This is a genomic window from Psychroserpens sp. XS_ASV72, assembly GCF_041224425.1.
GTDB lineage: Bacteria > Bacteroidota > Bacteroidia > Flavobacteriales > Flavobacteriaceae > Psychroserpens.
In genome coordinates this window covers 117864-130730 of the sequence record NZ_JBGFGL010000076.1, presented here as the reverse complement: position 1 = coordinate 130730, position 12867 = coordinate 117864, and the positions used below count along the sequence as shown (strand labels likewise).

The following is a 12867-nucleotide window of genomic DNA, read 5'->3' as shown; positions in this document are numbered from 1 at the left end:
AACATACAAAAGCTCTATTTTTAGCGTTTATTTTAGTGCTGATTTTTAGTTTTTATAATACGTTATAAATACGTATTTTTGCATCCTGTTTTTAGATATGAGAAAATTTATTTGCATCACATTATTAGCGCTAGTCACTTTATCTTGTAGTGAATTCCAAAAGGCATTGAAGTCTGAGGACACAAAAGTAAAGCTTGATATGGCTTCCAAATTATTCGAAGCCGGCAAGTATTCGAAAGCACATAGGCTATACAATCAGTTATTGCCTAAGTACAGAGGAAAGCCTCAAGCAGAGCGTTTGATGTTTAGAGATGCGATGTGTTCTTATCAAATGAAAGATTATCATATAGCTGCTTATCATTTTGAGCGTTTTGAGAACAGTTACCCTCGAAGTGATAAAGCGGAAGAAGCGGCTTTTCTTTCAGCTAAAAGTTATTACGAATTATCTCCTGTCTATTCAAAAGAGCAAAAGGAAACCATAGAAGCATTAGATAAATTACAGCTTTTTATCAATAAATATCCTGATTCTGAACATTTAGCTGAAGTAAACACTCTCATAAAGGAATTGGATTTTAAATTGGAGCGTAAAGCTTTTGAAATTGCTAAGCAATATAATAAAATTGCCTACTTTGAGTCTTCAGATTACGAAGCAGCCATTAAGGCATTTGACAATTTCTTGATTGATTTTCCTGGAACCAGTTTTAGGGAAGAAGCTATGTTTTACAGATTGGATTCAGCCTATAAACTAGCTGTCAACAGCGTAAGAAATAAAAAGGAAGAGCGCTTAAATATTGCCGTTAATTATTACAATACATTCCATAAATATTATCCTAATTCAGAGCGAACGGAAGCCGTTGAAAAGATGAATGAGGAAATGCAAACCCAATTAAAAGAAATTAATACAGAAAGTTAATACACGCATAATATCATGACAGATTTAAAGAAAACAAATGCACCTGTAACGACATTAACTTATGATAGAAATGTCATTGATGCGCCAACTGATAATATTTACGAGGCCATTTCAGTAATCTCAAAAAGAGCTGAGCAAATCAATACAGATATCAGAAGAGAGCTAGTAGACAAGCTTGAAGAGTTTGCTACTTACAATGACAGTTTAGAAGAAATCTTCGAAAACAAGGAGCAGATTGAAGTTTCTAAGTTTTATGAAAAACTACCAAAACCTCATGCGTTAGCTGTACAAGAGTGGTTAGAAGATAAAATCTACTACAGAAATACAGACGACGACGCTACGGAATAACATTCAATTATGTCAATCTTAAGCGGCAAAAATATATTATTGGGCATAACAGCCGGAATTGCTGCTTACAAGACACCTAATCTGGTTAGGTTACTTATAAAAGCAGGTGCTAACGTTAAAGTCGTTATGACACCTGCTTCTAAAGACTTCGTTACCCCTTTAACACTTTCCACTTTATCTAAAAACCCTGTACATTCTTCTTTTGTAAATGAAGAAAGTGACAACGCTATGTGGAACAACCATGTAGAGTTAGGGCTTTGGGCTGATTATTTCGTTATTGCTCCAGCAACTGCCAACACCTTATCTAAAATGGCTAATGGCACTTGTGATAATTTATTGTTGGCGACCTATCTTTCTGCTAAATGTCCAGTATATTTTGCCCCAGCAATGGATTTAGATATGTATAAGCATGAATCTACAAAAACTTCCTTTGAAACTTTAGAATCTTATGGAAACACTATGATTCCGGCGACTTCAGGAGAATTGGCTAGCGGATTGGTTGGAGAAGGAAGAATGGCTGAACCTGAGGATATTGTAGAGTTTATCGAAAATGATATTTTAGATCAGTTGCCATTACGAGGTAAGACTGTTCTCATTACTGCTGGTCCTACGTATGAAGCTATCGATCCTGTGCGTTTTATTGGAAATCATTCCAGTGGAAAAATGGGTTTTGAAATTGCAAAAGCAGCAGCAGATTTTGGAGCGAATGTAATATTAGTGTCTGGACCAACACATGAAACGGTTTCCCATAGTTTAATTGATGTCAAACGTGTTACCAGTGCTTCTGAAATGTATGATGTAGTCCATCAGTTTTACACGACGAGCGATATTGCTATTCTGTCAGCAGCCGTTGCAGATTACCGACCAAAAAATGTGGCAAGCCAAAAAATAAAAAAGAAAGAGGAAACGTTTAGTATTGAATTGGAGAAGACGAAAGATATATTAAAGTCCTTAGGCCAAGCAAAATCAAATCAATTCTTGGTTGGGTTTGCATTAGAAACCCAAAATGAAATCACTAATGCTAAAGGAAAACTGAAGTCTAAGAATTTGGATTTGATTGTACTCAACTCCTTAAATGATAAAGGTGCAGGTTTTGGTGGTTCGACAAATAAGGTTACATTTATAACGAAATCTGAAGAGATTATTGAACATGAATTAAAGTCTAAAGCTGAGGTAGCAAAGGACTTGATGCAACAAATTATTAAACAGCATGCGTAAAATTGTATACTTGGTAATATTGGCTTTCTCTTTGCAGTCACACGCACAAGAGCTCAATTGTGATGTGATTGTCAATGCACAACTTACAGGTAATGAAAATGTTCAGATTTTTAAAACCCTTGAACGTCAATTAAAGGAATTCATTAATAGCACCTCATGGACTAACAAATCCTTTAAACCACAAGAGCGCATCAATTGTAGTATGGTCATCAATGTTAATGATTATAACAATGATAATTTTCAAGCCACAATTCAAGTGCAGTCTTCAAGACCTGTTTATGGGTCTACTTACAGTACACCTGTTTATAATTATAATGACAAGGATTTTAATTTTCAATACCTTGAATTTCAAAACATGGTTTACAATCAAAACCAGTTTGAGTCCAATTTAATTTCGGTTCTCGCCTTTCATGTGTATATGATTTTGGGCATGGATGCTGATACATTTACTTTTAAAGGTGGTGACGAATACTACGCACAAGCACAGGTGATATTGAATTATTCCCGTCAAGGAAACTATAAAGGATGGAAACTAGAAGACGGTCAACAATCACGCTTTATTTTAATAGATAATATTTTATCAGACACTTATAAGGAATTCCGAAGTGTACTATACGATTACCATAGAAATGGATTAGACCAAATGCACAGTGATACTAAGGAGGGAAAACTGGCAATAGCTCAAAGTTTGTCTGGCTTATTGGCTATGAATAACAGACGTCCAAATTCCTATTTATTGCGTGTGTTCTTTGACGCTAAGGCCGAAGAGATAGAAGATATCTTCAGTGGAGGTCCAACAGTAAATATTTCCGATTTGGTATCAACACTTACCAGAATTGCTCCAATGCACGCTTCTAAATGGAGAAATATTAATTTCTGAAACAGTGTTTTTTATTAATTTTACTTTTTGATGGCTTCTTCTAAGCTATCTTTGTTATTATTTTAAATCACACTTGCATGCTAAATGGTTTAACCATAAAAAATTATGCACTAATTGATAACTTGAATGTGAATTTTCATTCTGGATTAACAATTATTACTGGTGAAACTGGTGCCGGAAAGTCCATTCTTTTGGGAGGCCTCTCGCTTATCTTGGGAAAGCGAGCAGATTTGAGTCATGTGAAGGATGCTTCCAAAAAATGTGTGGTTGAAGCTACATTTGATATTGCCAAGTACAACCTGAAACCTTTGTTTCAGTTGCATGATTTAGATTATGAACCGCAAACTATCTTGCGTCGTGAGATATTGCCCTCTGGAAGATCTAGAGCATTTATAAATGATACACCTGTTAATTTGGATAGCCTTCAGGTTTTAGGAGAACGACTTATCGATATCCATTCGCAGCACCAAACCTTACAATTAACAAACGATGATTTTCAATTTCAAGTAATTGATGCCTTAGCTGAAAATCGTAAGGATTTATCAGATTATGCCGAATTGTTGAAACAATATAAAGCTCTTAAAACTGAATTGAACCTGCTAAACACTCAAAAAAGTGCGCTTCTCAAAGAATTGGATTACAATACATTTCTATGGAATGAATTGGAAGAAGCCAAGTTGGTTGCAGGTGAATTGGAAACTCTTGAATCTGAATATGAAACCTTGAACAATGTTGAAGATATCAAGGAAAAATTAGTCTTATCACATAATCTGCTCAGTAACGATGATGTAGGAGTAATTCATAACCTTTCTGAAATCAAGGCATTATTTGCCAAACTTTCAAATTATGGCAATTCTTACCAAAGTATTTATGAACGTATCGAAAGCAGTTTGATTGAGTTAAACGATGTGTTTTCAGAGATGGAAGATTTGCAAGAGCAATTAGAAGCTGATCCGAATCGGTTAGATCAGGTCAATTCAAAATTGCAAATTCTGCATAACCTTACCAATAAGCATTCGGTTTCAACAGTTGAGGAATTAATAGAGATTAAGGAAGTCTTGGCTCAGAAAGTTTTTGACAGCGAACACTTGGAAAGCCGAATAACAGAAAAACAGAATCGTATAAACGAGGTTGAGTCGCATCTGAAATTAAAGGCAAAAGCAATTCACGATAAGCGTGTAAAAATAATTCCGAATTTAATATCACAGTTAGAATCGATACTTGCGGTTTTAGGAATGCCTAATGCTAAGTTTAAGATTGACATAAAGTTGACAGCAAATTTTCACCAAAACGGCTCTGATGATTTACAGTTTTTGTTTTCGGCTAACAAAGGCGGACAGTTTAACGAGTTGAAGAAAGCAGCTTCCGGAGGAGAATTGTCAAGATTGATGTTGGCTATCAAATCTATTTTGTCAAAATACACACAACTTCCAACGATAATGTTTGATGAAATTGATACAGGAGTTTCAGGTGAGGTTTCTAATAAAATGGCTAGCATCATGCAAGACATGAGCAAATCGATGCAAGTGTTCACCATAACGCACCTTCCACAAATTGCCGCTAAAGGAGATACGCACTTCAAGGTATTTAAGGAAGATGTTGATAATGAGACACAAACACAATTGAAGCAATTATCTACTGAGGATCGTGTGGTTGAAATTGCCCAAATGCTTGGAGGTTCAAATATGAGTACATCGGCAATTGCTCATGCCAAGCAACTATTAAATTAGTTGTAATTGTTAATAATGCATCGTCATTCAAAAAAATAAGGTTAACTTTGATTGCTAATACTAACACATCAAAATATTAAATTATAACATCTATGTCGTACAATTTATTAAAAGGAAAACGAGGAATCATATTTGGTGCTCTAGATGAAAACTCTATCGCTTGGAAAACAGCCGAACGCGTTCATGAAGAAGGTGGTACTTTTGTACTTACAAATGCGCCAATTGCTATGCGAATGGGACAAATTAATGAATTGGCTGAAAAAACAGGTTCTAAAATTATTCCTGCCGACGCCACATCAATTGAAGATCTTGAAAAATTGGTAAATGAATCCATGGAGATTTTAGGTGGAAAGCTAGATTTTGTATTGCATTCCATCGGAATGTCTGTTAATGTGAGAAAAGGGAAGCCTTATACGGATCAAAATTATGACTGGACACAAAAGGGAACCGATGTTTCTGCAATGTCTTTTCATAAAGTCATGCAAACGCTTTACAAGGCAGATGCCATGAACGAATGGGGCAGTATTGTAGCGCTGACTTACATGGCTGCACAACGTGTGTTTCCAGATTATAATGATATGGCAGACAACAAGGCTTATTTAGAAAGTATTGCACGTAGTTTTGGGTATTTCTTCGGAAGAGATAAAAAGGTTCGTGTCAATACCATTTCACAATCTCCAACGCCAACAACAGCTGGTCAAGGTGTTAAAGGATTTGATGGGTTTATTTCCTATGCTGAGAAAATGTCACCTCTAGGAAATGCAACAGCACTAGATTGTGCTAATTATACTGTGACTTTATTCAGCGACTTGACAAAACGCGTAACACTTCAAAACCTATATAATGATGGCGGATTCAGTAATATGGGTGTTAGTGATGCTGTCATGGAAAAATTCACGGAGTAGATATTCATATGTATTTAAAGATATTAAAAGGGTTTTGTTGAGTGCAAAGCCCTTTTGTTTTTTTGGGTTTTATTAGTAATTTCATATAATCTAAAAAAAACAAAGTGAAAAAGAGATTAGCCGTTGCTTTACTGTATTGCTTTTTTATAAACTACAATCAGGCACAAATAAATTTTGTGGATATGGCTACTGATTTGGGTATTGGAATTAGCTGCGGAGATGTTCCAATAGGAAACGGAATTACCTTTTACGATTACAATAATGACGGCTGGGATGATATTACATTACCAACAGAAGCTGGTCAGCCAATACGTTTTTTCAGAAATAATAATGGAGTTTTTGTAGAAGATTTTTTGAACCTGCCTGCAAATACCTTTCAGACTAAGCAGGTCAATTGGGTAGATTATGATAATGACGGTGATTTGGATTTGTTTGCTACGAGTAATGTCAATGGAAACAAACTATATCAAAATGATGGCGCCTTAAATTTTACCGACGTAACCGTTGTGTCCTTGCTTCCTACAAATAACATATTTACATATGGTGCTTCTTGGGGTGACTACAATAATGATGGTTTTTTAGATGTGTTTCTCAGCAATCGTGATGTTGCTGAAGTCATCCCTAATTATCTCTACAGAAACAATGGTAATGGAACATTTACAAATGTTAGCGAGTTGGCGGGAATTCTAAATACGAGTAATTTGTCTTTTTGTTCAGCTTTTTTTGATTTTAATAACGATGGTTGGCAAGATATATATGTATCTAATGATAGAGTGAACCATAGGAATGTACTTTATAAAAACAATGGTAACGGTACGTTTACCGATGTAAGTGAATCGTCAAATACAGGTTTGTATATCGATGCCATGTCGGTGACAGTTGATGATTACAATGCTGATAATTATTTGGACATGTATATCACCAATACACCAAGTGGTAATGTGTTTTTGCTGAATAATGGTGATGGGAGTTTCACCAATATTGCTAATACGAATGGTACTAGCTTTAATAGTATTGCCTGGGGAGCCGTGTTTTTAGATGCTGAGAATGATATGGATTTAGATTTATATGTTAGTGGATTGCTTGATGGTACAGTCTCTAGTTTATTGTCTGCCGCATTTTATGAAAATGATGGATTGGGTAATTTCTCAATACCAAATAATGGCTTTGTAAATGACGATCGAGAAAGCTACTCAAATGCCATTGGAGATGTTGATAATGACGGATTTTCAGAAATAGCTGTTAGTAATACTGACAACGATAATATTTTTATTTGGAAGAATACACAACCACAAACGAATAACTGGCTTAAGGTGAAACTGGAAGGCGTTCTTAGTAATAAACAGGGAATAGGATCAAAAATTGAAATTTCAATTAATGGGCAAAAACAATACCGCTATACGCTTTGTGGTGAAGGATATTTAGGCCAGAATTCCGCAACAGAAATTTTTGGTTTAGGAACAAACACGACGATTGATTATGTGCGTGTTTACTGGTTGAGTGGTGTGGTTGATGAAATTCTAAATGTAAGCTCCAATCAAGTACTGAATATCCAAGAAGGCAGTAATCTTTTATCAATAAAAAACTATGATAAACAAGATTTTCTGTGCTATCCAAACCCAGCCTCTGATTATGTTCATTTGGTGTCTAAGGTAACAATCAAATCACTAAAACTCTATAATGAATTAGGCCAATTGATTAAGACCAAAGAAGATATCAATGACTACCATTATAAACTCTTGCTTGAAGGTTGTAATAGTGGCTTATATGTTGTTGAGATAAATGCAGGGGAAGAAATATTCAATTATAAGTTCATAAAAAAATAATCAAAATACTGATAATTAGTCAGTTGTGCTTATTTAAAAATTTTATAATTCATATTATTTTTAAAAAGTTAAAATCTAATTTTTGTGCATTTTGTCGATTAACTGCATTATAGGTTTAGTAATTTATAGATTATCAATATATTTACTAAATTGTAAATCAATATTAACAAACAACTTAATTAACATGAAAAAAATTACTCTTTTATTATTTTCTTTGATTTTTTGTTTTAGTCTGAATGCTCAGGTTTTAAGCGAAAATTTTGATGCATTAGCCTTACCGGCTGGTTGGTCAAATGAATATGTGTCTGCTACTGTAGATTGGCAATTCACTGCTACAAACCAAAACGGTACTGTTGCACCTAGAAATGGTGCAGGTATGGCAGCATTTTGGTCTAACAACTATAATAGTGATGCAACAAGACTTGTAACACCATCGATGGACCTTTCAACATTGCCATCTCAAGTACTTTCTTTTTACTACACACAAGAAGATTGGGGAGGTGACCAAGATGTGTTAAGAGTTTACTATAAGACTTCTGCTGCTGGAGCATGGGTGCTTTTAGCTGAGTTCCTTAATGATACAAATCCAGTATGGACAGAAGTAAACTTAGTTTTACCTAACCCTTCTGCAGATTACTATATTGCTTTTGAAGGAACATCTGGTTATGGTCGTGGTATTACTGTCGATGATTTAGTAATCGACGATGCACCTTCATGTTTAACTCCTGGAAGTTTGAGTGTATTCGCTACATCTCCAACTGAAGCTGATCTAAGATGGGTAGCTGCAGGAACTGAAACAGATTTTGACTACGAATATGGAGCACCTGGTTTCACAGTTGAAAACAGTGAAGAAATAGGCTCTGGAAGTGTAACTGCTGAAAGCGCTTCAATTTCTGGATTGACTGCTGGAACGGATTACGAATTTTATGTAAGAGCAAATTGTGGAGGCGATGGAAATAGTTCTTGGGCTGGTCCTTTTGCTTGGACACAAGCTGATGCAGGAGAATCTTGTGGTACTGCTTTTGTAGCTACCTTAGAAGCAGATTGTGGTGTTGCTACACCAATTACTTTAGATTTTACTGGAGCACCAAGTAACATTTCTACAAGTTGTGATACGTTCAATAACTATGGATTATGGGTTACCGCTACAACAGATGCTAATGGTGGTTTAACCGTTAATGCTTCTGATGCTGTTGACATGGCTGTTTATGACATGTGTGGATCTGTAGATATCGCTTGTTACAATGCAGGAATTGATCCTTCTGTAGATTTAGTATTATCTCCAAACACTCAATATTATTTATATTTCTGGCAAGAAGGTACAGGTTCAACTGCAATGGTTGACATTTGTATTTCTTCTTATAGTCCGCTACCTGCACCAAATTGTGCTGAAGCTCCTATTTCACCAGCAGATATGGCTACAGGTGTATTGATTCCTAACGGTGAATTAACATTGACTTGGACTGCTCCTTCAGCAGGACCAGCGCCAACAGATTATGAGTTTTTCTTTGGAACAGCTTCAGGAACTCTTGTATCTCTAGGATTTGTAGGTTCAACAGATACTTTTATTGACTTAATCAATCTTGATTTCGAAACAACTTACTATTGGAGTGTTGTTCCTTATAACGGGTCTACACCAGCTGTAGGACCGTGTGCTGAGTGGAGTTTCACTACTGAAGATGCACCACCACCACCATCAAACGATGATTGCTCTGGAGCAATACCTTTAACTCCAGGAGCTGCTTTCGGTTCAAATCCAGTTGACGGAACTGTAGTTAGTGCTACTGCTGATGCAGAAGCTGCTAGTTGTGGATTAGATGGTCCAGGTGTTTGGTATTCTGTCGTAGTACCAGGTGATGGAAATATTACTATTGAAACAGGACCAGATGCAGCTACAAGTAATGGTGCGTTTGATTCAGTTATTGAAGCATTCTCTGGAACTTGTGGAAGTTTAGTGTCTATCGATTGTGATGATGATGGTGCTGATACAGGAAACTTCTCTATCTTAAATTTAACTGGTCGTACGCCTGGTGAAACAATTTATGTGAGAGTTTGGGAATACTTAGGTGATGAGGAAGAGCCATTCTCAGTTTCTGCGCATAACTCTACGTTATCAACAGTTTCTTTTGAGAATGAAAATGCATTCACATATTTCCCTAACCCAGTGAAAAATGAATTGACATTGAAAGCTCAAAGTAATATTCAAAACATTTCGGTTTACAACATGCTAGGACAGGAAGTTTTAAGAACTGCTCCTAAAGCATTAGAAACCAATCTTGATATGAACAGTTTAGGACAAGGTGCTTACTTTGTTAAAGTTACTATCAACGATGTAACTGAAACTGTAAGAGTTATTAAGCAATAAAAGCTTATAAATATCTTTTCAAAAGCCACCTTATAGGTGGCTTTTTTGTTTTGTTTCTTTACTTTTGTATAGCATGCAAACACTATCTTATTCCTTTATTATTCCTGTATTTAATAGACCTGATGAGGTTCAGGAATTGTTACATAGTTTTACGACCTTAGAGTTTGATCGTCCTTTTGAAATCGTTATCGTTGAAGATGGTTCAACTACAGATTGTAAAGCCATTGTAGATTCGTATCAAGATTATTTTAACATCGCTTATTACTACAAGCAAAATTCAGGTCCTGGTCCTTCAAGAAATTATGGAATGCGACATGCTAAAGGGAACTATTTTATCATATTAGACTCTGATTGTATACTACCACCTCAGTATTTAAGAAATGTTGATAATCAACTTCAAAAGAACTTTGTTGATTGTTTTGGAGGTCCTGATGCAGCACATCCTTCATTTTCAAATCTCCAAAAGGCCATTAATTTTTCAATGACCTCAATACTAACCACAGGAGGTATAAGAGGAGGAAAATCTAAAGATCAAAAATTTCAGCCTAGAAGTTTTAATATGGGACTTTCCCAAGTAGCATTTGAAGCGTCTAATGGTTTTGGAAATATTCATCCAGGTGAAGATCCTGATCTTGTGTTGAGGCTTTTAAACCTGGGATTTAAAACTCAATTGTTTCCTTCGGCATTTGTATATCACAAAAGAAGAATTTCATGGTCTAAATTTTATAAGCAGGTCTATAAATTTGGATTGGTCAGACCTATATTGAATCATTGGCATCCACATAGCGAAAGGCTTATATACTGGTTGCCAACACTATTTTTAATGGGATTTTGTTTTTCGTTGGTATTTGCAATTTATGGCTTTCCATATTTCTTGTTTATTTATGTGCTGTATTTTGGCATCTCTTTTTTGATGGCTTTACTTCAAACAAAACGAATTGTTATAGCCTTAATGTCTATCTTAGCAATAGGAATTCAATTTTTAGGTTATGGCTATGGATTTTTAAAGTCCACCATTGCTATCAAATTTTTGAATAAGGAACCTGAAAAACGATTCCCTAATCTGTTTTTTGAAGATGTTAACTGATATCAAGTCAATTTGGAGAAAATCACTGCAGAACAAGAAGCTTAATGTTTTTGGACTGTTTTTGTTGTTTTCGTTTTTGATTTTGATTTTAAGCAAGTTATCAAAATCGTATAATGAAACTTTGTACCTCAATATTAATCATTTCAATGTTCCCGATAACCGTTTATTGACTTCCGAAGATAATAGCAATAAACAATTGGAGGTTTCGGTTGCTACCTACGGATTTAATTTATTGGCGTTGTATTTTTATGATACTTCTGTTGATCTGGATTTTGTAAAAGAAACTTATGTTGATGGGAATAGTTACGTATGGATCACTGAAAAAGCCATTCCTAAATTAGAAACTCGATTGGGTAGAAATTTTGAAATCAAACAGGTTCAACCAGATACTATGAGATTTCCTTTTAGCACTATGGCCGTAAAGAAAGTCCCAATTATACTACAATCTGAAATAACTTATGCTTCAGGTTTTGATTCTTTGGAAGGGATTCGTATCGAACCAGATTCAGTAGATATTATAGGTTCTGAAGATGACATTGCAGTTATTGAACAAATACAGACATCAAAACTATTGTTGAAATCTGTTAAAAAGAATATCGAATCCAAAGTCAACTTGATACTGCCTGATCAAGGTTCGAGCTTAAAGTTGTCTGAAAACGAGGTGCTTGTCACTGCTCAAGTTGAAAAATTTACAGAAGGAACTATGGACATCCCTGTTGAAATTGAAAACTTACCATTACAGCAAGAAATCAACTATTTTCCTAAGACCATTAGAGTTACTTACGATGTCAGTCTAGACAATTATAAGTCTATCAAACCTTCAGACTTTAGGATACTCTGTGATTATCAGGACGATAGGTCTCGTCAGCAATCATTTTTGGTTCCACAGCTTGTTCAATTTCCCAAAACGGTCAAGCGTATAAAGATGAAACAAAACAAAATAGAATACATTATTACACAATGATTATAGTAGGTCTTACAGGAGGAATTGGAAGCGGGAAAACAACAGTATCACAATTGTTTAAGGGTTATGGTGTTCCTGTTTATATAGCAGATAAAGAAGCAAAGCTTTTAATGAATCATTCCGAAGAACTTAAGCAAAAGCTTATTGTGTTGTTTGGGACAGAGGCCTATAAAAACCAAGAGTTGAATAGAGCTTATATAGCGAGCAAAATTTTTAAGGATAAGCATCTGCTAGATCAGATGAATGCTATTGTTCATCCTGAAGTCGGAGCCCATTTTAAGGGCTGGTTAAAAACGCAGGAAACACCTTATGTGATTAAAGAAGCTGCGATAATATTTGAGCAAAACATGCAATCTGAATACGACTTAATTATTACGGTGATTGCAGATGAAGACGAACGTATCAAACGTGTTGTTAATCGTGATAAAAGTAATTCTGAAAAAGTCAAAGCTATTATTAAAAATCAACTGAGTGATTCTGAAAAAGCAAAGCAATCTGATTTCGTAATAGTAAACAATCACTTAGAAACTCTTGAAAATCAAGTAGCTAAAATACATAAGTCTATTTTAGAATTTATCAGTGGTTCTCCCAATTAGTTTTAGTGTTAATGTAAGGTTAAAGGGCAGTACAT

The 12867-nt window shown here is 35.2% G+C and carries 11 protein-coding genes; all 11 read left to right on the top strand.

Annotated features, from left to right (window positions below):
- Positions 1-97 precede the first annotated feature (97 nt).
- The gene (locus AB9K26_RS07840; RefSeq protein ID WP_369972000.1) at positions 98-913 is read left to right on the top strand and encodes an outer membrane protein assembly factor BamD; all 816 of its coding nucleotides are present in this window, start codon (positions 98-100) and stop codon (positions 911-913) included.
- Between the two features lie 15 nt (positions 914-928).
- Complete coding sequence (locus AB9K26_RS07835; protein WP_369971999.1) at positions 929-1261, top strand: DNA-directed RNA polymerase subunit omega; 333 nt, start codon at positions 929-931, stop codon at positions 1259-1261.
- A 9-nt stretch (positions 1262-1270) separates the two neighbouring features.
- The gene (coaBC, locus tag AB9K26_RS07830; RefSeq protein ID WP_369971998.1) at positions 1271-2479 is read left to right on the top strand and encodes a bifunctional phosphopantothenoylcysteine decarboxylase/phosphopantothenate--cysteine ligase CoaBC; all 1209 of its coding nucleotides are present in this window, start codon (positions 1271-1273) and stop codon (positions 2477-2479) included.
- Entirely contained in the window at positions 2472-3359 is an 888-nt protein-coding gene (locus AB9K26_RS07825; RefSeq protein ID WP_369971997.1) for a DUF4835 family protein, read from the top strand. The genes coaBC and AB9K26_RS07825 overlap by 8 nt, the downstream gene beginning before the upstream one ends.
- Positions 3360-3436: 77 nt before the next feature.
- Positions 3437-5089 carry a DNA repair protein RecN gene (recN, locus tag AB9K26_RS07820; RefSeq protein WP_369971996.1) on the top strand — a complete coding sequence of 551 codons (1653 nt, stop codon included), beginning with the start codon at positions 3437-3439 and terminating at the stop codon, positions 5087-5089.
- Between the two features lie 92 nt (positions 5090-5181).
- A complete protein-coding gene (locus AB9K26_RS07815; protein ID WP_369971995.1) occupies positions 5182-5994 on the top strand; it encodes an enoyl-ACP reductase in 813 nt (270 codons plus the stop codon).
- Positions 5995-6098: 104 nt separating this feature from the next.
- Complete coding sequence (locus AB9K26_RS07810; RefSeq protein ID WP_369971994.1) at positions 6099-7820, top strand: FG-GAP-like repeat-containing protein; 1722 nt, start codon at positions 6099-6101, stop codon at positions 7818-7820.
- A gap of 184 nt (positions 7821-8004) precedes the next feature.
- Entirely contained in the window at positions 8005-10185 is a 2181-nt protein-coding gene (locus AB9K26_RS07805; RefSeq protein WP_369971993.1) for a T9SS type A sorting domain-containing protein, read from the top strand.
- Between the two features lie 73 nt (positions 10186-10258).
- Positions 10259-11272 (top strand): glycosyltransferase family 2 protein, encoded by a 1014-nt coding sequence (locus AB9K26_RS07800; RefSeq protein WP_369971992.1) that lies wholly within the window; start codon positions 10259-10261, stop codon positions 11270-11272.
- The gene (locus AB9K26_RS07795; protein ID WP_369971991.1) at positions 11262-12236 is read left to right on the top strand and encodes a CdaR family protein; all 975 of its coding nucleotides are present in this window, start codon (positions 11262-11264) and stop codon (positions 12234-12236) included. Before AB9K26_RS07800 ends, AB9K26_RS07795 begins: the two co-directional genes overlap by 11 nt.
- The gene (gene coaE, locus AB9K26_RS07790) at positions 12233-12832 is read left to right on the top strand and encodes a dephospho-CoA kinase (protein WP_369971990.1); all 600 of its coding nucleotides are present in this window, start codon (positions 12233-12235) and stop codon (positions 12830-12832) included. Before AB9K26_RS07795 ends, coaE begins: the two co-directional genes overlap by 4 nt.
- Positions 12833-12867 lie beyond the last annotated feature (35 nt).